This window comes from Arthrobacter psychrolactophilus (assembly GCF_003219795.1).
Lineage (GTDB): Bacteria > Actinomycetota > Actinomycetes > Actinomycetales > Micrococcaceae > Specibacter > Specibacter psychrolactophilus.
Map to the genome: position 1 here is coordinate 1 of NZ_QJVC01000002.1, position 19,847 is coordinate 19,847.

The following is a 19,847-nucleotide window of genomic DNA, read 5'->3' on the forward strand; positions in this document are numbered from 1 at the left end:
GCATCTGCAACGACCTCGTCACCGTCGTCCAAGCAGAACTCGCACTCTAAACCACCACACAGAAGAGGCGGCCACCCCCAAAGGGTGACCGCCTCTTCTGCATTTCAACCTCGACAGCAAAGAGCAGCTAGTGTTCTATTGCTCCTGCATCGGTATGCGGACGCCCCGTTCTGCGGCAACATCAATAGCCCGCTCGTACCCGGCATCGACATGGCGAATAACACCCATACCAGGGTCGTTCGTGAGCAAACGCGACAACTTCTCGGCGGCTAGGGCAGAGCCGTCGGCAACAGAGACCTGACCGGCATGGATGGAACGGCCAATACCCACACCGCCACCGTGGTGGATGGAGACCCAAGTGGCACCCGACGCCGTGTTGAGCATGGCATTGAGCAGCGGCCAGTCGGCAATGGCGTCGGAGCCGTCCTTCATAGATTCTGTCTCGCGGTATGGTGACGCCACAGAACCGGAGTCAAGGTGGTCGCGGCCAATCACGATCGGAGCCGAAACCTTGCCCGAGGCGACCAACTCGTTGAACAGCACCCCGGCCTTGGCTCGTTCCCCATATCCCAGCCAGCAGATGCGGGCCGGCAAACCTTCGAATTCAACGTGCTCGGCGGCGGCATCTAGCCAACGGTGCAGATGAGCGTTGTCGGGGAAGAGTTCCTTCAAAGCCTCGTCGGTGACACGAATATCTTCAGGATCTCCCGAGAGGGCTACCCAACGGAACGGGCCCAGACCCTCGCAGAACAGTGGGCGGATGTAGGCCGGAACAAATCCAGGGAATTCAAAGGCGCGGCCGTACCCTCCCTTGCGAGCCTCATCGCGGATCGAGTTCCCGTAGTCGAAGACCTCGGCCCCAGCATCCTGGAATTCCACCATGGCCTGTACATGGCGAGCCATCGCGTTCTGCGCCTTCTTGGTGAAACCCTCCGGGTCGGCTTCGGATTCGGCAGCCCACTCCTCCACAGAGTATTCGGTGGGTAGGTAGGACAGCGGATCGTGCGCGCTGGTCTGATCCGTGACAATGTCCACCGTGAACTCGCCGGCCTGGTGACGACGCAAAATCTCGGGGAACAGCTCAGCCGCATTGCCCACAACCCCCACGGATAGCGGCGTTTTGGCGGACTTCGCCGCCAGCACGCGCTCAAGGGCCGCATCCAAAGATGGAGCCAACTCATCGAGGTAGCGCTTGCCCACACGCCGCAGGAGACGTTCTTCGGAGACATCAACAATCAGGCAAGCGCCACCGTTCAAGGTGACGGCCAGCGGCTGCGCTCCGCCCATACCGCCACAACCCCCGGTGAGGGTCAGTGTTCCAGCCAAGGTGCCACCAAAACGCTTCTCTGCAATAGCTGCAAAGGTTTCGAAGGTGCCCTGCAGGATGCCCTGCGTGCCAATGTAGATCCAAGAACCGGCCGTCATCTGGCCATACATCATCAGGCCCTCGGCCTCGAGCTTGCGGAATTCGGGCCAGGTGGCCCAGTCCCCCACCAGGTTTGAGTTGGCCAGCAATACCCGCGGCGCCCACACATTGGTGCGGAACACGCCCACCGGCTTGCCCGACTGCACCAAGAGAGTCTCGTCGTCCTCGAGCGTCTTGAGCGTGGCGACGATCGCGTCGTAGGCTTCCCAGGAACGGGCGGCACGGCCGGTGCCCCCGTAGACCACCAGATCCTCGGGGCGCTCGGCAACTTCCGGGTCCAGGTTGTTCATGAGCATGCGCAGCGGCGCCTCGGTCTGCCAGGATTTCGCGGAAAGGTCGGTGCCACGTGCCGCGCGAATGGTGCGTGAGGGGTCATGCATCGTTGCCATGAGGGTTTCCTTAGCTGTTGATTCAAAGACGGTGACCGGTTTGCTCCGGGCGTGTTCCATGTCTCAATCAAACCCCAGCCCGCCGCCCAAACCTAGGGGCCGGCCGAGCACACCGTCTGCGATACAAGACAGTTGGGTGTCAGGGCGTCCTGCCTTGGAAATGTCCGACGCCGTGACGCCGCCTTGCGCTGCAGCGCCGCATCACGTCCTGCGCACTTCAGTCCGTCCGTCAGCGGTGCGCGGCAACGAAGGGATCCAGCAACGAATGCAGGTGGGCGTGGACCTGCTGGATGGACTGCCCGGATTCGAGCATGCGCGTGCCTGCGTGGACCACGGAGTTGATCATGTCCACCTGCTGTCCAAGGCAAGGCCGGGGGCCAGAGTGGCAAGGGCGAAGCCCACGGCACGGGCGCCCTCGGCGACGAGGTCCACGTGGGCCAGTGCGTAGGCAAGGATCCGGTCGGCCTTGGTGGGGGCGTCGGCCATGGCACCGGTGACGCGCTCAGTCCAGCGGGGGAAGATGTCTGCGATGAGTTCCTGCAGCAGGTCCTGGCGGCATCCAGCAGGGCCGTTCGCCCAAATCCGCCCCGCGCAAGGCAGGTGGCGGGCCGTCTGGCGCCGGGCCAGTACTGTGCAAAGGCCCCCATCCGGGGCATGATGGAAAAGTAACGTGATTTTGCACCGCTTGACGAAGACGAAGTTCCAAAGCCTGTCGGAACTGCACAAGGACGGAGACTGATTCACATGGATTCAACGATGTGGATATGGATCGCAATTGCCGCAATAGTCATCATCGTGATCATCGCAGTGCTGATTTCCCTCGCCTCCCGGCGACGCCGCGAGGCGAAAGAACTCCAAGCAAAGGAAGATCGGGAGCGGGCGGCCAAGTTGCGCGAAGACGCCAGGGTTGCCGAGCTCGACTCCCGCGAGAAAAACGCCGCTGCAATGCGCAAGGCATCCGATGCGGAACAGGCCGCAGTCGCCGCTGAACGCTTAAGCATGGAAGCCGAGCAGCAACGCTCGGATGCCGCCGTCGCTACAGCCGCAGCCAGGGAAAAACTTGCCGAGGCCGCCGACGTCGACCCCGGAGCCGATGCATCGAATCGTGCGCAGCCCTCCCCCGCCGAGGATCGCACGGACCGGCCCTCAGGGGAAGGAGCCCCGGAGGAAGGAAATGATGCCGGCACCGGCCGGCACACAGCAGCGGACAGCCGGCCCCTCCATGACGGTCCCTAAACCCAACCATCACGAGAATTTTGAAAGGACATCAACATGAGCATCGGTGCCGGAGTAGTTCTTTTTGTTATTGGCGCAATTCTGAGGTTTGCCCTCGAGATCCAAGTGGCCTGGATCGACATCGCGCTGGTCGGCAACATTCTGATGGGGGCCGGAATCGTGGTCTTCATCCTTGGCCTCATTTTCACCTTCCGCAGGCGCCAGTCATCGTCCAGGACCGTCATCCGCCCGACTGAAGGAAACGGCACTGTCCGCCACACGGACCGCACGGATGACACCGGCGTCTAGCCCTTGAGGAAGCCCGACGGCGGCCGTCCCACCTTGGTGGGGCGGCCGCCGTCGAACTTCAGGCAGAGGGGCTAGACGAACGCTGCAATCCCGGTGATCGCGCGCCCGGCCACTAGGGTGTTGATTTCGTAGGTGCCCTCGTAGGTGTAGATGGCCTCGGCGTCGCAGAAGATCTTGGCCATCTCGTAGTCCACGGAGACACCGTTCCCGCCGAGGATGCCTCGGCCCAGCGCCACGGTTTCGCGCATGCACTTGGTCACGAAGGCCTTGGCCATGGCGGAATGCTCGTTCCGGGTGGTGCCGTCATCTTCCATCTGGGCCAGGCGGACCATCATGCCCATCGACGCCTGGGCATTCGAGAGCATGGTGACGAGCTGTTCCTGGATGAGCTGGAAGCTGGCGATCGGCTTGCCGAACTGGTGGCGCTCCACGGCGTACTTCCGGGCCACATCGAAGGCGGCCAGCTGGATACCAACGGCCTGCCAGCCCACCGTTGCACGCGTGGTCTTGAGCACCTTGTTGGTGTCGCGGAAACTGTTGGCGCCCGCCAGCTTATTGAAGTGCGGCACGACGACGTCCTGCAGGACAATGTCGGCATTCTGGACCGCGCGCAGAGCAATGCGATTTTCAATCAGGGTCGCCGTGAAGCCCGCCCGCGAGGTCTCCACCAGGAATCCCTTGACCTGATCATCGGCCACGTCCTTGGCCCAGATGATGACGTAGTCGGAGAACGTGGAGTTGCCGATCCAGCGCTTCTCTCCGTTCAGCACCCAGTTGTCACCGCGCCGCTCCGCAGTTGTCTGCGTGCCGCCGGCCACGTCGGATCCGGCCAGTGGCTCGGTAATGGCAAAGACACCGGTTTTGCGCAGCGCATAGATGTCCGGCAGCCACGCCGCCTTCTGTTCCTCGGAGGCGAGCAGTTCGATGGAGCCGGTGAACAGGCCGTCGTGCCCGCTGAAGAAGGTGCCGAAGGAGGCGTCCACGCGGTGGATGGCGGCGGTGACCATGCCGGCCAGCAGGTGCGAATGGCCCTGGCGGCGGACCGGACTGATCATGTCCAGCTTGGCGACCTCCGGGATCAGGTGCACGGGGAACTCGCTGCGGTTCCAGAAGTCGCGGGAGATGGGGCGCACATTGGCCTCCATCCAGTCGCGGATTTCATTGAGCCGGGCCAGCTCAGCGGCTGGCAGCAGGGTCTCAAAGGCGAAGAAGTCGCCGTCAGGGTACGGCAGGGCGGCGGAAACGGCGTGGTCAGTCAAGGGATTCTCCTCCAGGGGAAGGCGGGACAAAAAGGCGGGACAAGACGGGAAAGCCAGGGTGGCAGTTGGCCGGGGGTCTGCCGGAAGGCAGTGCGTGGCACCGGCTCCGGGTCGCCGCCCCTAAAGTGCGGCGTCATTCGAACATAGCCCGGACCCGGAGCAGAACGTGCCCCAGATCACGCAAACGGGTCGCTCGTCTCGGATCACAGACTAGTTTGGTGAACCGTATCACTTCCACGCCAGTAAACATGCTCAGATTGATTCAAGAATTTCATCGCGACAACACTAAATTCCACTGGAGGAATGAGATGTCAAGAATACAAACCGTGCGAAAGAGCGGGCCGGCCATTGAGCGCCGGTCCATCGACTTCGTCCCCAACCGCGAGCGCCATGGCAAGCCTTTTGGCCAGTTCACGCTGTGGTTCGGGGCGAACATGCAGATCACGGCCATCGTCACCGGCGCCCTGGCCGTCATCTTTGGCGCCCCCGCCTTCTGGGGCATCGTGGGCTTGTTCATCGGCAACCTGCTGGGCGGCGCCGTCATGGCCCTCCACGCAGCCCAGGGCCCCAAGCTGGGCATGCCGCAGATGATCTCCAGTCGCGCCCAGTTCGGCGTGTTTGGCGCCGTCATCCCGCTGATCCTGGTTATCGTCATGTATCTGGGCTTCGCCGCAACCGGAGCAGTGCTCGCCGGGCAGGCTGTGGACCTGATCATCCCCACAGGCAACCCGGCAGTCGGGGTCTTCATCTTCGGTGGCCTGACCGTACTGGTGGCCACGCTGGGGTACAAGTACATCCACATGCTGGGCCGGATTTCCACGATCGTGGGCATCCTCGGCTTCACCTACCTGGCCATCCAGCTTTTCCTCAAGCACGACGTCGGCTCAGTCCTGGGCGTTGATGGTTTCGCCATCCCCACGTTCCTGCTCGCCATTTCCCTCAGCGCTGGCTGGCAGCTGACCTACGGCCCCTACGTGGCCGACTACTCCCGCTATCTGCCGGCTAACACGCACGCCACCAAGACTTTCTTCGCCTGCATGTCCGGTTCCGTCCTGGGTGCCCAATGGTCCATGACTCTCGGTGCGTTGTTTGCAGCCATCGCGATGCCTGCGGGCAAGGGCTTCATCGACAATCAGGTCTCGTTCGTGGGCGATCTCGCCGGCGGCGGCGTCATCGCCGTGCTGATGTACATGGTGATTGTGGTGGGCAAGCTGACAGTCAACACGCTCAACGCCTACGGCGGCTACATGACCATCCTGACCTCCGTCAGCGCCTTCACCCGCCAGCTGCGCTTCGCCCCCTGGGTCCGCTTTGCGTACGTGATCGGCTTCATCGGCGTCTCCGTCATCATTGCCCTCGTGGCCTCGGAGGACTTCGTCTCCAACTTCAAGAACTTTGTGCTGCTGTTGCTGATGGTCTTCATCCCGTGGAGCTCCATCAACCTGGTGGACTTCTACTTCTCCTCCAAGGAAAAGGTTGACATCCCGGCACTCTACGACTCCAAGGGCCGCTACGGCACTTGGAACGTTCCGGCGCTGCTCACGTACCTGGTCGGCGTGCTTGTCCAGATCCCGTTCCTGGCCCAGCACATGTACACCGGCCCCATCACTCCCCTGCTAGGCGGGGCCGACATCTCCTGGATCGTTGGTCTGCTGGTCACGGCAGCCGTTTACTACCCCGTGGCCAAGCGCTTCAACCACCCGCCGGCAGAGATGGTCTACCCGGCCGATGATGAGGTCTCCCCGGACCCCGCAGCGGCTGCAACGGCACCTGTCGCCTGACTGAGTCAGCTTTACCTGAGCAACCCTGACTGACCTGCCCAGCCTGACCCGACACAAAGGACTCACCCATGACCACGATCCAGACCCCTGAGGCGCTCGCAACCCTGCCAGCGCCTCGGGACCTGGTGGCCACGCTGCCCGTCTATTCCACGGCGGGCGGCACCGTCCCACCCAGGTGGCGGGCGTCGTCGAACGAGTCCTTCCGTCCGCCGTCGCCGGCAGTGCTCGCCGCCATTGATGCCGCGGCGCGGCGCTGCCAGCGTTACCCCACGTTGCAGGGCGAACCCCTCATCTCCGCCCTCAGCAGCGACCTCGGCGTCGCTGCGGCGCAGATCGTTGCGGGCGGGGGTTCGCTCGCGGTGCTTCAGCAGTTACTGACGGCATTCGCGGGGCCAGGCCGTGAGGTGGTGTTTGCCTGGCGCAGCTACGAGGCCTACCCCATCCTGGTGCGCCTGTCCGGTGCGCAGGACATCCCGGTGCCGCTGACTGCCGGCCACGGGCACGACCTGCCCGCCATGGCCGCCGCCGTCACCGCAGACACCGCCGCCGTGATTCTGTGCAGCCCCAACAATCCCACAGGCACCGTCCTGGGCGCGGCCGAGGTGGAGGATTTCCTGGCCGGCATTCCCGCCCACGTGGTGGTGGTGTTGGACCAGGCCTACATCGAATTCGCGGACGACGCCGAGGCCTCCTCCCGGCAAAGCCTCGCCTTACTCGCAGCGCATCCAAATCTGGTCCTTTTGCGGACCTTTTCCAAGGCGTACGGCTTGGCCGGACTGCGGGCAGGATACCTGGTGTCCCACCCCAGCATTGCGGCCGCGGTGCGCGCGGTGTCGCCGCCCTTTGGCTTGAATGCGGTGGCCGAGGCTGCCGCCGTTGCCGCTCTCGCGGACACCGGTGCACTGGCCGCAAATGTTTCCACCGTGCGCGAAGGCCGGATAGCGCTTCATGCAGCCCTCGCCTCCCGCGGTCTTGCACTACCGGACAGCGGCGGCAATTTCCTGTGGCTGCCCGTGGGTGAAGGCTCTGCGGCCCTGGAAGCCGCATGTCTGGCCCAGAGCGTCAGCGTTCGCAGCTTTGCCGGCGAGGGCGTGCGCGTCACTGTTGGCTCCCGGGATGCCGAAGCCGCGGTGCTGCGCGGCGTTGACGCCTGGCTGGCCGGCGGAAGGGTTTAACGCAGCCCCACGCAGTTGCAAAAAGCCCAGCCATCTCCACATACAGCCGGCTCGCGTGCAGCGCCAGGTAGGAGACCTCGTCGTCGTCGAGCTTTTACGCCAACGTCGCCTTCCAGGACATGGTTGTCCAGGAGGGGATAGGACGCGACAGTGGTGGGGCTGGACAGAGCGCCCGAGGTCAGCGACATCGCCCGGATGATCAGTAAGAAGTTTTCCGGCAGTTGAAACGGCAGCGAGCGCCTCACCTCACCGAACTCACCGGCAAAGTCGCGCAACTCCCGAACCAACCGGGACATTTTTGGTGCCCTGACCCGTTAGCCCGCCAGTACCTTGCCGGGGTTGAGAATCCCCTGCGGGTCCAGCGCACTCTTGATGGCCAGCATGACCGGGATGGCGGATGCATGCTCCTTCACCAGGGAGGCAGTCTTGCCCAGTCCGATGCCGTGCTCACCCGTGCAGGTGCCTCCCATGGACAGGGCACGCTCAACGAGCCTGTCGTTGATGGCACCCGCTTTCACCAGAACGCCGTCGTCCCCGGGAGGAAGGACAAAGGCGAGGTGGAAGTTGCCGTCGCCCACGTGGCCAACGATCGGGGCCAGCACACCCTCACGGTCGGTGTCGGCCTTCGTCAGCGTGATGCATTCGGCCAGCCTGGAAATTGGCACGCAAACGTCGGTTGACCAGGTGCTGGAGCCGGGAACCAGGGCCGTGTAGGACGGCAGGGCGTCGTGGCGGGCACGCCAGATGCGGCTGATTTGATCGGGATCACTGGCGTAATCCCAGCCGGTCCCGCCGTTCACCAAGGCAAGCTTGCGGACCGCCTCCCCCTGATCGGCGATGTTCGTGGCCGAGCCCTCAAATTCAAAGATCAGCGTTGACATGACGGGAAGTCCCAGCCCGCTGTAACGGTTGACGGCATCGACAGTGACGTCATCGAGCAGTTCCACCCTGGAGATGGGCACTCCGGACTCCAGTGTGGACTGGACCACGGCGGTGCAACTTTCCAGGGTGGGGAATGAGCAGATTGCCACGCTGGCTGCTTCAGGGATGCCGTACACGCGCAATGTCACTTCGGTCAGCACGCCAAGGGTTCCCTCGGCGCCGACGAACAGGTGCGTGAGGTCATATCCGGCTGCCGACTTGCGCGAGCGCCCGCCGGTCTTGATGATGGTCCCGTCCGCCAGGACCACTGTCAGGCCCAGCACGTTTTCCTTCATGGTGCCGTACCGGACCGCGGTGGTTCCGCTGGCGCCCGTGGAGGCCATGCCGCCAACGCTTGCATCCACGCCCGGGCCCACGGGGAACGTAAGCCCGTGGCCGGCCAGGGCCGCATTGAGGGCGCTCTTCATGACGCCGGCCTGGACTGTGGCGTCAAGGTCGGCGGAACCGATGCGCAGGATCTTGTCCATGCCGGACAGGTCCAGGCAGATGGAGTCGGCCGTGCTGTTGGCGCCACCTTCCAGCCCGGTTCCCGCCGCGATCGGCACCGCTGCCACGCCGTGGCGTGAACAAATGGCCAGAGCCTCGGATACGTCCCCGGTGCTGGTGCAATGCACCACGGCCATGGGCGCCTCCCACGGCAGGTGCGATCTGTCGTGCCCGCGGGCTGACCGGACACCGTCGTCAGTGTTGACCTTGCTTCCCAGCCCGGCCCGCAGCTCGGCCAGGACCGCCGTCTTATTGTCGGGTGCAAGCATTGTCATTGGTTGTTTCCTTCGTGTTGCGTGGCTGTGGCGCGGCGCTGCACCGGGGGGCTACCGCAACGATACCCACTGAATCCGAGCTTGTGCGGCCAATCACATTCCTGCGGGCCAATTCTCGGATCCAAGACATTTTCCCATGTTCGACGGCGGCCGGCCCGTCACCCACTGGGGCGCAGCCGGCGCGAAATCTCCGTGGCGCAGCGGGTCACCTCGGGCAGCCATTGCGCAGCCAGGTCCTCCACGTCCACGGTGCGTTCCTGGAGAATTCCCTCGGCCTCATTCCGTGCCGCGGCCGCCGGGCTCAACGCCGGGCGGTTGGCCACAGTGAGCGTCACGCTGGCCACGGCCAGCCCGCTGTGGTCAAGGACGGGGACGGCGATGCTGGAAAATCCGTCGGTGATCTCGTCTTGTTCCCACGAGAAGCCCCGCTCCCGAATCCGCACCAGCAGCTCATTGAGCGCCGGCACCGAGTGCACGCCCGTTTCATACCGCGTGGGGAAGGCTTCAGGCCCCGGATACAGGGCAGCAAGCTGCTCGGCCGACATCGAAGCAAGCATGGCGCGCCCGCTTGCCGTCAGGTGGGCGGGCAGCCGAACACCTGGATTCGTCACCAGCGCGGACTGCCGCTTGGCCCGTTCCTCAATGACGTAAATGACCTCGCGGCCGTGCATGACGGCAAGGTGGGCGGTGCGCTTGGTGCGCTCCACCAGCTGCGCTATGGGAAATCTGGCTAGCCGCTGCAGCGGCGCCTGGCGTGAATAGCCGGTGCCAAGCTCGTGCGCCGTGACGCCGAGCGCATACTTGCGCTCCTCGGGCAGGTGAACCACAAAGCCGTCATCCACCAGCGCGGCCAGCAGGTGGTAGGTGGTGGAGCGCGGCAGCTCCACCTCGCGGGCAATGGCGGCCGCCCCCACCGGGCCGGCCTGCGCCGCCACATAGCGAAGCACCGAAAGGACGTTCTTGGCGGCTGGAACCTGCGGCAAATTCTGTGTACCCATAGAGCTATCGTAACCGCTGTTCGTCTGTGATCACAGACGGGATGCCGCGCCGAACTGGGATTCTCAGCGCTTTCAGTGCTGTGATGGTACTAACAGTTGCCGCATTGCCGGACCCTCCCCCACATTCAAAGGCTGAATCTTCCATGACCACTCCCCCTCCGGCCACGGCCGCCCAAGAGCCCGCTGCGCTGAACCGTCCCGGATCCCTTGAAGGCCTGCGCGTGCTGGACCTGTCCCGGGTGCTGGCGGGCCCCTTTTGTGCCATGATCCTGGCGGACCTCGGCGCTGAAGTCATCAAGGTGGAAAGCCCCGACGGCGACGATTCCCGCCACTTCGGCCCCTGGTACAACGGTGAATCCGCCTACTACCGCCTGTTCAACCGCAGCAAGTACGGCGTCACGATGGACCTGAAGGATGCAGCGGAGCGTGAGCGCCTGCTCGCATTGGTGCGGCGGTCCGACGTCGTGATTGAAAACTTCCGCCCCGGCGTCATGGACCGGCTCGGCCTGTCTGCGGAGAGCCTCATGGCGGAAAACCCCAGGCTGGTCATTGTCAGCATTTCCGGCTTCGGCCAAGCCGGGCCGCTGCAAAAGGCGCCCGCCTACGACCTCATTGCCCAGGCCATGAGCGGGCTGATGTCCATTACCGGTTGGCCGGATGGGCAGGCCACACGCATTGGCATTAGCATTGGCGATGTCATTCCGGGGCTCTACGGGGCCATCGCGGCGCTGGCCGCCATCAACGAACGCCACAACACGGGCATGGGCCAACACATTGACGTCGCCATGCTGGACAGTCTGATTTCCGTGCTGGAATCCGTGGGCATGCGCGCCCTGCACGGCGAGGAGCCGGTGGCCTGCGGCAACGACCACGCCATGTCCACCCCGTTCAGCACCTACCAAACCGGGCGTGGCCCCATCGCCATCGCGATTGCCGGCGACAGGCTGTTCCCCCGCCTCACGGAGGCGTTGAACCGGCCCGAATGGTTGGTGGATGAACGCTTCCGCGAGCAGACCCGCCGGAATGAATTCCCGGTCGAATTCCGCGCCGCATTGGAGGAGGCCCTGAGCCCGTTCACCGACGACGAGGCGATCGAGCTGCTGTCCGCCCACCATGTGCCAGTATCCAAGGTCCAGACGGTCAACGAGGCACTGACCAGCGAGCATTCGGAATATCGCGGCACCGTGGCCACGGAGTCGGACGGCTTCAAGACCCTGGCCTCACCCCTGCGACTGACCGGCTCGGTGCCGCCCTCCCCCGCCCCCACGCTGGGCCAGCACAATGACCAGATCGGCACCTGGCTGGAAGGTCCTGTTCGGACGGGACGTCCATAGTCCCCGGTTAGACTGGGCCGATGCCCGCCACCAAAGCACCGCTCCGCCGCACCCTGTCCAGGGTTGCCCTTGGCGTGCTGGCGACTCTGTTGGTGTGGCTGTTTTTCGCGTTCCAGCTCTTCTACAACGTGCATACTCCGCCGCTGAAAGCGGCCGATGCCGTGGTGATGCTGCCTGCTGTGTCCGCTTCGATGGCTTGATATGAAGATTGCCCAGAGTTGATGTCTGTGGCTCGTTACAGGAATGCCTCGTGAGTGACCCCCATGCGGGCTGCCGGCCGCACTATGGCCGGAACAATCCGAACCGTCAAAGAGAAAGGAATGAGTATCAATGCCCACTGTCGCGCATCTATATCCATTCATTATCGGTGTAGACACCCATGCCCGAACCCATACCTACGCCGTGACCGCCGCCAACGGTGAGCAACTCGGCATCGAGACTTTCTCCAGTACGTCCCGGGACGGAAGCGGGCGACCTCTTGGGTAGCGCGCCGTACTCAAGGCTACGCTGATACGCTCTGGGTCATTGAAGGGGTCGGTAGCTACGGTGCCTTACTCACAGGCACAGTTTCACGCACTGGTTACCGTGTGGTGGAGGGACCCCAGACATATGGTCCAGCCCGGCGTGGTGCCGGAAAATCAGACCTGTTAGATGCCGCCGCTATTGCTGCGACGGCACTGCCACTTGAAGAGCCTCATCTACGCAATCCACGACAGGACGACGGGATTCGTTCGGCTCTACGGTGTTTTGGTGGATGCTAGAGAACAGATGACGCTTGAACGAACAGCCAAAGCTAACGCGCTCACTGCTCTTCTAAGGACCATGGATCTGGCTGTTGATGTGTGGAAGCCTCTGAGCGATACGCGGATCGTAACTACAGCCGCCCGGGCCTTGGTGGGCGCCCGGCATGGCCGGCTGATCCCGGTGTCGATGCTGCTGGGCGCGCTCCTGGTCTCCGTGGCCGATATTTTGGGCCGGACCCTGATTTCGCCGGCCCAGATTCCAGCCGGGCTGATGATCGCCCTGATGGGCGGCCCCTACTTCGTATGGCTGCTCCGGCGCTCGCGCGGGTAGCCTGCCGCGTCAGGCGTGGGCCAGGAAGTCCCGAATCAGGGTGCTGATCAGTTCCGGGCGCTCAGCAATCAACCCGTGGCCGGCGCCGGGCACGATGGCGAGCTGCGCCCCCGGAATCGACGCCGCAATCAGCAGGCTGTGCGCCGGCGGGATTGAGCCCCGGTCCCCCGACATGATGAGCTTCGGTGCGCTGACGGCGGCCAGATGGGCCGGATCGAGGTTCGGCTCGCTGGTCCACAGCCGCATGAGTTTAGCCAGGACCCCGTCTGCATGCCCGACACCATCCGGCGAGAGCCGCCCATAATGCATCCGCTCCAAATCCGGCTTCGGTTCCCCGGCAATAGGAGCCGACGGCGGGGAGTCCAGTCTGGGGCCATTGCCAGCTGCGGGGGTGAAGACGCCGGGATCAAGGTTGGCGCTGATAGCTACCAATATACGACGGCGTCATGGGCACCTTTCGCTGCTGCGTTGGCATCCGCCCGTGGTGTCCTGGCTGACGACGCCGCCATCCAGGAGGCGGCGGATACAGCGGCACGGAAGCTGTCCGAGGCACAGGCACTTCTGGTCAAGTCCATACCGGTCAAGCTTGCGGCGGAACAGAGCTGCGCGGGGCCCAACGTCAAAATGAAGGTGAGCGTTGTCAATGACAGCGATCTGCGCGTCACTGTGGTCCTGAAGACATTGTTCGGGACCAAGACCTTCAACGATCTGGACCCGGGAGCCACCCGGTTCAATCCCTTCAATGCTCAGTCTCAGAATATCGCCAAGGGAACCGTCGACGCCGAGGTGACTGCCACCGTTGACGGCAAATCAGTGACTCAGCACCAGACACTGCTGTACCCGTCCCACAGCTGCTGAGCCACGAGGGAAAGGACACCCAGAGAAGGGCTCCAAAATCGCCTGCTGAATCGAGGTGACATGCAATGGTGATGTTGCGCGACAACATCACCATTGTGTGTCACCTCGAATTCGGGGTAGAACTCCGGGCCTGTGGATAAACCTTACATCTCCCGGTTTCCCGGAAAACGTTCGGGAAACAATTGAGTATGCACCGATTCGAGCTTCCAAAGCATCTACGTAAGACGTCGTTCACGGTCATGAATTCCGACGCCGCGGGCGTACCCCGCGAACGAACCAGGGCTAGTGATCTCATCTACGTCTCCCGAGGTATACGCGTGCCCACCGACGCGGAGCTGAAGGGATCCGCAGCGTTGGCAGCATATACGGAGGTCAATCCTCGCAGTGTCTTGAGCCATCTCTCCGCGGCGCACCTGTGGGGCATCCCTTTGCCATGGGGCCGTGAAGAAGATTGGCGGATCCATTTGGCTAACCCCGCCGCTCAGAGAGCCCCACGGCGGGCCAACGTCGTCGGGCATCGTTTGAATCTCCTAAGTGGAGAAATTTGGCTCTTCAATGGCGTCCGGCTAACAAGTTGCGCCCGGACGTGGCTGGATTTGGCGCCAAGCCTGTCACTCAATGATCTGATCGCTGCTGGTGACTTTCTGGTGTGCAGTCACGGACCCGAATTCCCCGCCCCTCGCACCGCGAAGTGCACCATTGAAGATCTGGCTCAGGTCATTGCCCATCATCCGGGCGTCCGAGGAATACGCAAAGCCCGCGCTGCCCTGGAACTCATTAGGGTGGGCTCCGATTCTCCTCCCGAGACCTTCATGCGTCTCGCATTGGTTGAAGCGGGCCTTCCCGAACCCGAGCTCAACGTCGTCGTCAGGAATGAGTATGGGGTCGCTGTGCTCTGGCCCGACGGCGCATACCCCGAATACAAGCTCAGTCTGCAATACGACGGCATCCACCACAACGATTCGCGACAGTATGAGCACGATATTGAGCGTTTGGAGACCACGAAGCGTTTGGGCTGGGTCGAAATTCGGATCTCACGCAACGATCTACGAGGTGATCACCCAGCTGTCGTGCAAAAAATAGCTGCTGCCTTGCGCGCAAAAAACTGGCGCCCGAATAGTCCTCATCGAGGTGACATGTAGTGGTGGTGTTCCGCAAAAACATCACCATGACATGTCACCTCGATGAGGAGGCAGGTGTCCGTGGCGGGTGAGAGTCGACGTCGGCTAACCGGTGGGCTGGAACCTCTCCCAAATAACGGCAAGATCAACCACAGCGCCATCGGCAAAGTAGAACTGATCGTCCCCTCCCAAGCGGGCGCCATCCAGTTCCGCACGGCAGCCTTCGCCCCCAAGGACGACGACGGCGGCGTAATCGCCGTCGACCGCGGCACCGGCGGTACCAATCCACGGAATCTTCAGGCACTCCCCCATGGGATGGGGCGACGTCCTGCTCCACGTCCCGGAATCGTCAAGCGTGGAACCAATTCCTGCCACGGGACGGATCTCGCTGATGAGCGTTGACTCAGCGTCCACGGGCCAGCCGCCCATCTGCAGGGTGGCCGGCAACTCCGGCGAACAGCCACGGACCCGGACCAGCCGCAACTCCACAGCCCCATGCGTCAGCGACACAGTGGTGACCTCGGGGCCAGACACAGCAGTACCCGCCACGCCACTGCCGTGATCCGGTCCGGCGTCGGGATTAATAGTGATCCAGTTGGTCGTGGCCCGTGATGCACTGGCCAGTACTCCTGCCAGGTTGGCCTGGCCGAGGAATTCGAATCCGGTGCGATGCGTCATCTCACCGGCCTCGTTGACCAGAACCACGGCATTATCCAGAGATTCGCTCTCTAGGTCCGGGAACGTGTGCGTGGAGTAGCCCAGCCGCGCGTACAGTGGCGAGTCCGCCACGGCAACACTGGGGTTGGCGTGGTCGGTTCCATGGTTCCGGACACGGACCACGCCATCGGCCGCCGTGCCGTCGACTTGCCAGCCGGGCGCGGCAATGAGCCGCCGGGTGTTGCCCACCTCTATCGGCAGCGGTTCCTCGACTGCCGTCCAGACGCGGTGGTCTGCTGGCAGTGCCAGACCAAGGAATCCCTTGGCCGCCCAATACGGTGAGCCCGCACCGGAGTAGGCCTGCCGCATCCCGGGGAACTCACCGTGCCAACCAAGGGTGAGGAGACCATCGTCGTTCATGGCGCCACGGCGGAGGAAGTAGTCCAGCATGCCGGAGGACGCGCGCCGGGCTACGCCAGGCGAGAGCCGGGTGTGGCCGGACAGCTCACCCACCCAGAAAGGTGCTGCCGCGGCGAAGCGGTAAATAAGGCTGCGCCCCTGAATGAGCGGCGCACCATTGCCGCCCACGAGGTCGGCGGCGTCGTCGAGATAGTCCGCTAGCCGCTCGCCGTCGACCGTGGAACGGGCGAGCACCCGTGGATCCGTGGGAGCCATCAGCGCCCACAGCTGAGGGTAGACCTGGAACGCCCAGCCGTTGTAGTGGTCGTAGGCGCGCTCCGGACCGTCGGCAAACCAGCCGTGCCCACGGTAGAGGGAATCGTGGATGGCCAGGCCCGCATCAATATCTGCATCCGAGTATCGCCCGCCGACGCTGGCCAGGAAGGTCTCCACCACGATCTGAAACCACACCCAGTTGATGGGCGGGTATTCCTCGCCAATAACCGTCTCGAACCAGGCGATCAGCTGCTCCTGAACCCGTTGAGACAGCTTGTCCCAGAGCACGTCACGGGTCAGTGCCAGGCCCACGGCCAAGGATGCGGCCTCGACCTTCGCCTGCCCCAGCTCGCCGGGCGTGGGCCAGCGGTCGGGATTGGCAGGATTCGTCCCCGCATCCAACCCTTCTGCATACCATTGGGCAATCCAGCCAGTCCCCTCAGGATCCCCGGCCATGCGGAAGGACGCCAATAAGAACGTGCGGGCGAACGCCTCCAACGCATCGCTGCGAGGGCCGTAAACGCTGTTGGCTCCAGGCAGGTGGATGTTCGCATGGTCGGCCGTGCCGAACCGTTGAGCAGAGCGCAGCAGGTAATCCGCGTAGGCACACCAATGTTCCCGTGTCTGGCCGGTGTGTGGGGACAGCTCATGATCCAGCGGGGGCAGGGTCAGAACAGCACGTGAAGTGGTGGTTGGCATTGCTTCCTCAGGGTTCGTGGGTTGTCCGTTGAGCCCCAACTGAGGACTCGCGAAGAATCAGTTCCGGGTTGAGCTGGATCCGGTGCACCGGTCTCATCCGGCCCTCAGCGAGACGGGCGGCCATGAGCTGCACCGCTACCTTGCCGACATAGCGTTTGGGCGGTTTGACGGCGGAAATGGCTGGCTCGGCAAGGTAGGCCACCTCGTCGTCATAGCCCACAATGGCCATGTCGCCGGGCACCTCGATGCCCTTGTCCACGCAGTGCTGCACGAAGGCCACGGCCTGGGTGTCGGAGTGGACCAGCAAAGCCGTCGTCCCGGTTTCTTGGCACCTTTTCAGGACATCATCAAAGTGTTGTGCGCGCTCACCATTGTCGAGTTTCGCGGATTCACCGTAGAACTGATTCTCGGGAGGGATGTTCAGAGCTGCCATTGCCTGCTGCCAGCCTCGAACCACGTGGGGACTCGTGGGGCTGCTGGTATCCGTCAGACAGCCGATCGCACGATGGCCTTCTTGCCACAGATGCCGCACTGCCATTCCGGCTCCGAACGCATGGTCTGTTGCTACCCATTCCAGCCGGTGGGCAGGGATGTCTGACGGCGTCCTGCGTTCCGCTAGAACCACGGGAATCGGCAGGGCATTGAGCCAGCGCAACAGCTCGCGCCCGGGAGCGCCAGCCATGTCCGGGGCCACGATGAGCCCGTCGATGTTTTGTGTGTCGAGCAGCGCCTGTACCTGGCGGCGATTGTCGCTCGCGTCATAGGCCGAGCCGCGCACCATGATTCTCAGGTTCTGCCCCTCCGCCTCTTCCCTCGCCCCGCTGATGACCTGCGGCCAGTAATAATCCAGCGACGGCACCACCATGCCGATCGCGTAACTGTACGCCGGAGGTTTCCCCGCCACCGCTGTCCGGTCCAGTGGACTACGTAGCGTGGCGCCGCCATGGACACGGGATACCAGACCCCCGTCCGCGAGGCTGTTGACATCGCGCCGGATGGTCAATTCACTGACGCCAAGTTTGGCGGCAATGTCCCGGACCGTGATGGCTCCGTGGGCACGGAGTTCGTCCATGAGCAGTTCACGTCGCTGTAGTGCGAACAGCGATTTACCGCCGCCCTTCTGATTCGAGTCATTGCTCATTTGTTGCCTCCATGATCACAGAGAATTCGCCGGTGGCTGACGTTGCGGAAGGGGATCGGAACCGCAGGCGCGTCAACTTCTTTCCCCAAATGTCTTGCAATAGCGGATCGTCAAGGATCCATTCATCCACATGCACGACGGCGGTCCCTGGCTTCCAGCGCAGCCTCAAGCCGCGGCTGTGGCCGGGTATGCAAGCGACCCCGGGTATGCCCTCCGACCAGACGGTGGCGATGCCATCGTCACTTAGTTGCAGCGTTCCGGCGATGAGGTAGGCAATAGCGACATCCGGCTGGCGTGTTTGAGAGTTCGCGGACGTCGGCAGCTCCCAGCGGTCCCCGATCACAATGGAACCGTCTTCACGATTGAGGGCGGCGGTGCGAATCCATTGTTCCGCTTGGGCAAATCCGTACGCAGTGCCGAGTCCCAAGGTAAGTGTTGGTGCAGCGCCGGTGGGTTCCTCGATGACGGTGGCACCGTATTCCACACCGGTCCCCTGTTCCAGCCCAAAGGGTGCCGGAACGTTGTGCCAGGAACTTTGCATGGCGCGAATCTGGTACCGGTCCGGACCAAATGTTTGCGCCGTGTAAGTGGGTTGGCCTGCATCGACGAGCAATGGCACACCATCGAGCGCAACCACCACGGATCCGACGTCGCGGTGGTTGTGGTGTTCACCGTTGTGTCCGCCCTTGGCCGTCAGCGTCAGTCCGTGTGCACTGCCAGATCTTTGCCGGGCCACCATAATTTGCACCGACGGCAAGTAGCTGAAGGCAGCAAGTGGGGGTTGAGGCGATTTCGCTGCCGGCGGTCCTGGCACGGGTTGGAGCAACGAATGCAGAACCCTGCCCAGTCCGGCTTTCGAATCCACGTGATCACGAACAAATGCCTCAGCGTGTTGTGCAGCATGTACATCGCCGACCCGGATTGCCGCCCGGTACAGCATGTCCCACGGCAGTCCGTCAGCTGCACGGGCCGGGCCATCGGCCACATTCAAGAACCACCGGCCACCCAGATGCATCCGGTGCGGAAAGGAAACCATGGCACGGACTACCGGCGCATCAGCGCTCAGAACTCCGCCGCTCGCCTCGTCCAGTATGGCCAGTCCTTCCAGCGCTCTGCCAGCCCCGTTCCACCAATAGGCAAAACCTTCATCAATGGCGCCGTCGTCCGGGATCGATGCCAGAAAACGGTCCAGTCCCTCGATGCACCGGGAAATGGTGTGCGCCTGCAGTTGCGGATCATCAACCAGCAGCAGCGCTGCCGCGATGATGTTTGAGTGGATCCAGGGATTCCAGTTGTGAACATCGCCATCGAATCCGAGCCAATGCCAGTCGAAGCGATCCACGAACGGCTGGATCACCCGGCAGTGAGTTTCGTATCGCATGCGCCGTCTCAGGCCGGGTGCCCGCCGGTCCAATCGTTCACCCAAGACCTGGTCGATCCACGCAAGCTGGGCAGCGACCTCGCCGGCGCCAAGATCCAGAAAAGGGCGGTCCGGATCGGGGACAACCTCGCCCGAGACGGCGAAAACGTCGTCGTGCGCCGCCCAGCTCCACGAGCTCTGCTCGCACAACAGGTAGGCGCCGTCGATGACTTCATCCAGCCATTCAGTGGTATCGCCGCGCAGAGCCGCCATCACCACCGCGCGTGTCAGTCGCTGCTGCCGCGCTCCCACTAGGGCCTCGTAGGCGGTGCGGTTTCCGTCACGGAAGTACCGGGAATAGTGGGATACCAGCGGCTGCGGCCACGGGGTGCCGCGCTCAGCTGTCGCCTGGTCAACGAGAAGCTCAACCGCAGCCGGAGCCACTCCTTGCCAAGCGTCATCATCGGCTGGTCGAATGCTGAGCCGATCGCGCGAACCGACCAAAAGCAACTCCAGCGAGTCGTTGGTGACTTTGCGGCCCCACATGGCTCTGAGCGGACCAGCCGCGTTGAGTGGACTCGTGGCGTCCTTGTGCGCTGCGACAACGGAAGCAGTTTCGGCGGGCCCTGCCATCAGAAATCTCTCCCATTTGTTCGACTTTGAACGTTTCAGT

General features: G+C 63.3%; 17 protein-coding genes and 1 pseudogene. 9 read left to right on the forward strand and 9 right to left on the reverse strand.

What is annotated here, in order from left to right:
• Window positions 1-135: 135 nt before the first annotated feature.
• A complete protein-coding gene (gene hutU / locus CVS30_RS02400) occupies window positions 136-1,815 on the reverse strand; it encodes a urocanate hydratase (RefSeq protein ID WP_110484086.1) in 1,680 nt (559 codons plus the stop codon).
• 342 nt (window positions 1,816-2,157) lie between these two features.
• Window positions 2,158-2,559: a hypothetical protein gene (locus CVS30_RS02405; protein WP_110483740.1), complete on the reverse strand. Its 402-nt coding sequence runs from the start codon at window positions 2,557-2,559 to the stop codon at window positions 2,158-2,160.
• Here CVS30_RS02405 and CVS30_RS02410 point away from each other — a divergent pair, their 5' ends adjacent.
• Together CVS30_RS02410 and CVS30_RS02415 are read left to right on the forward strand one after the other, a co-directional pair.
• On the forward strand, window positions 2,560-3,051 hold the full coding sequence (locus CVS30_RS02410; RefSeq protein WP_110483741.1) for a hypothetical protein: 492 nt from the start codon (window positions 2,560-2,562) through the stop codon (window positions 3,049-3,051).
• A 36-nt stretch (window positions 3,052-3,087) separates the two neighbouring features.
• Entirely contained in the window at window positions 3,088-3,339 is a 252-nt protein-coding gene (locus CVS30_RS02415) for a DUF6458 family protein (RefSeq protein ID WP_110483742.1), read from the forward strand.
• Between the two features lie 71 nt (window positions 3,340-3,410).
• On the opposite strand, the gene CVS30_RS02420 is transcribed toward CVS30_RS02415, so the two are convergent.
• Window positions 3,411-4,598, reverse strand: coding sequence for an acyl-CoA dehydrogenase family protein (locus CVS30_RS02420; RefSeq protein WP_110483743.1), 1,188 nt, complete (start codon window positions 4,596-4,598; stop codon window positions 3,411-3,413).
• A gap of 326 nt (window positions 4,599-4,924) precedes the next feature.
• Between CVS30_RS02420 and CVS30_RS02425 the strand changes: the two genes are divergently transcribed.
• Window positions 4,925-6,379, forward strand: coding sequence for a purine-cytosine permease family protein (locus tag CVS30_RS02425; RefSeq protein ID WP_245934391.1), 1,455 nt, complete (start codon window positions 4,925-4,927; stop codon window positions 6,377-6,379).
• Between the two features lie 68 nt (window positions 6,380-6,447).
• Window positions 6,448-7,554 (forward strand): histidinol-phosphate transaminase, encoded by a 1,107-nt coding sequence (locus CVS30_RS02430; RefSeq protein WP_110483745.1) that lies wholly within the window; start codon window positions 6,448-6,450, stop codon window positions 7,552-7,554.
• A 314-nt stretch (window positions 7,555-7,868) separates the two neighbouring features.
• Here the strand turns inward: CVS30_RS02430 and CVS30_RS02440 are convergent, their stop codons facing one another.
• Window positions 7,869-9,257, reverse strand: a complete 1,389-nt coding sequence (locus tag CVS30_RS02440; protein WP_110483747.1) for an FAD-binding oxidoreductase — start codon at window positions 9,255-9,257, stop codon at window positions 7,869-7,871.
• A 158-nt stretch (window positions 9,258-9,415) separates the two neighbouring features.
• Window positions 9,416-10,255 carry an IclR family transcriptional regulator gene (locus CVS30_RS02445; RefSeq protein ID WP_110483748.1) on the reverse strand — a complete coding sequence of 280 codons (840 nt, stop codon included), beginning with the start codon at window positions 10,253-10,255 and terminating at the stop codon, window positions 9,416-9,418.
• Between the two features lie 143 nt (window positions 10,256-10,398).
• Between CVS30_RS02445 and CVS30_RS02450 the strand changes: the two genes are divergently transcribed.
• The 3 genes and pseudogenes from CVS30_RS02450 to CVS30_RS18210 all read left to right on the forward strand — a co-directional run bounded on the left by CVS30_RS02450 (window position 10,399) and on the right by CVS30_RS18210 (window position 12,663).
• Window positions 10,399-11,589, forward strand: coding sequence for a CaiB/BaiF CoA transferase family protein (locus CVS30_RS02450; protein WP_220033850.1), 1,191 nt, complete (start codon window positions 10,399-10,401; stop codon window positions 11,587-11,589).
• 20 nt (window positions 11,590-11,609) lie between these two features.
• Complete coding sequence (locus tag CVS30_RS02455; RefSeq protein WP_110483749.1) at window positions 11,610-11,789, forward strand: hypothetical protein; 180 nt, start codon at window positions 11,610-11,612, stop codon at window positions 11,787-11,789.
• A gap of 130 nt (window positions 11,790-11,919) precedes the next feature.
• Window positions 11,920-12,663: pseudogene (locus CVS30_RS18210) on the forward strand (iron chelate uptake ABC transporter family permease subunit).
• Between the two features lie 9 nt (window positions 12,664-12,672).
• Here CVS30_RS18210 and CVS30_RS02465 read toward each other — a convergent pair.
• The gene (locus CVS30_RS02465; RefSeq protein WP_110483750.1) at window positions 12,673-13,095 is read right to left on the reverse strand and encodes an alpha/beta fold hydrolase; all 423 of its coding nucleotides are present in this window, start codon (window positions 13,093-13,095) and stop codon (window positions 12,673-12,675) included.
• 36 nt (window positions 13,096-13,131) lie between these two features.
• On the opposite strand from CVS30_RS02465, the gene CVS30_RS02470 reads away from it, so the two are divergent.
• Complete coding sequence (locus CVS30_RS02470; RefSeq protein WP_110483751.1) at window positions 13,132-13,521, forward strand: hypothetical protein; 390 nt, start codon at window positions 13,132-13,134, stop codon at window positions 13,519-13,521.
• 188 nt (window positions 13,522-13,709) lie between these two features.
• On the forward strand, window positions 13,710-14,663 hold the full coding sequence (locus tag CVS30_RS02475) for an endonuclease domain-containing protein (RefSeq protein ID WP_110483752.1): 954 nt from the start codon (window positions 13,710-13,712) through the stop codon (window positions 14,661-14,663).
• 84 nt (window positions 14,664-14,747) lie between these two features.
• On the opposite strand, the gene CVS30_RS02480 is transcribed toward CVS30_RS02475, so the two are convergent.
• Genes CVS30_RS02480 through CVS30_RS02490 form a run of 3 tightly spaced genes read right to left on the reverse strand, consistent with a single transcriptional unit; the run spans window position 14,748 to window position 19,807 of the window.
• Window positions 14,748-16,673, reverse strand: coding sequence for a DUF2264 domain-containing protein (locus tag CVS30_RS02480; RefSeq protein WP_110483753.1), 1,926 nt, complete (start codon window positions 16,671-16,673; stop codon window positions 14,748-14,750).
• Between the two features lie 7 nt (window positions 16,674-16,680).
• Window positions 16,681-17,814 carry a LacI family DNA-binding transcriptional regulator gene (locus CVS30_RS02485; protein ID WP_110483754.1) on the reverse strand — a complete coding sequence of 378 codons (1,134 nt, stop codon included), beginning with the start codon at window positions 17,812-17,814 and terminating at the stop codon, window positions 16,681-16,683.
• Window positions 17,804-19,807: a heparinase II/III family protein gene (locus tag CVS30_RS02490; RefSeq protein ID WP_245934392.1), complete on the reverse strand. Its 2,004-nt coding sequence runs from the start codon at window positions 19,805-19,807 to the stop codon at window positions 17,804-17,806. The genes CVS30_RS02485 and CVS30_RS02490 overlap by 11 nt, the downstream gene beginning before the upstream one ends.
• Between the last annotated feature and the right edge of the window lie 40 nt (window positions 19,808-19,847).

Coding starts and splice junctions, on each gene's coding strand:
- CVS30_RS02410 (WP_110483741.1), top strand. CDS start 2,560: ATGGATTCAACGATGTGGATATGGATCGCAATTGCCGCAATAGTCATC.
- CVS30_RS02485 (WP_110483754.1), bottom strand. CDS start 17,814: ATGAGCAATGACTCGAATCAGAAGGGCGGCGGTAAATCGCTGTTCGCA.
- CVS30_RS02440 (WP_110483747.1), bottom strand. CDS start 9,257: ATGACAATGCTTGCACCCGACAATAAGACGGCGGTCCTGGCCGAGCTG.
- CVS30_RS02415 (WP_110483742.1), top strand. CDS start 3,088: ATGAGCATCGGTGCCGGAGTAGTTCTTTTTGTTATTGGCGCAATTCTG.
- CVS30_RS02480 (WP_110483753.1), bottom strand. CDS start 16,673: ATGCCAACCACCACTTCACGTGCTGTTCTGACCCTGCCCCCGCTGGAT.
- hutU (WP_110484086.1), bottom strand. CDS start 1,815: ATGGCAACGATGCATGACCCCTCACGCACCATTCGCGCGGCACGTGGC.
- CVS30_RS02445 (WP_110483748.1), bottom strand. CDS start 10,255: ATGGGTACACAGAATTTGCCGCAGGTTCCAGCCGCCAAGAACGTCCTT.
- CVS30_RS02455 (WP_110483749.1), top strand. CDS start 11,610: ATGCCCGCCACCAAAGCACCGCTCCGCCGCACCCTGTCCAGGGTTGCC.
- CVS30_RS02490 (WP_245934392.1), bottom strand. CDS start 19,807: ATGGCAGGGCCCGCCGAAACTGCTTCCGTTGTCGCAGCGCACAAGGAC.
- CVS30_RS02450 (WP_220033850.1), top strand. CDS start 10,399: ATGACCACTCCCCCTCCGGCCACGGCCGCCCAAGAGCCCGCTGCGCTG.
- CVS30_RS02430 (WP_110483745.1), top strand. CDS start 6,448: ATGACCACGATCCAGACCCCTGAGGCGCTCGCAACCCTGCCAGCGCCT.
- CVS30_RS02475 (WP_110483752.1), top strand. CDS start 13,710: ATGCACCGATTCGAGCTTCCAAAGCATCTACGTAAGACGTCGTTCACG.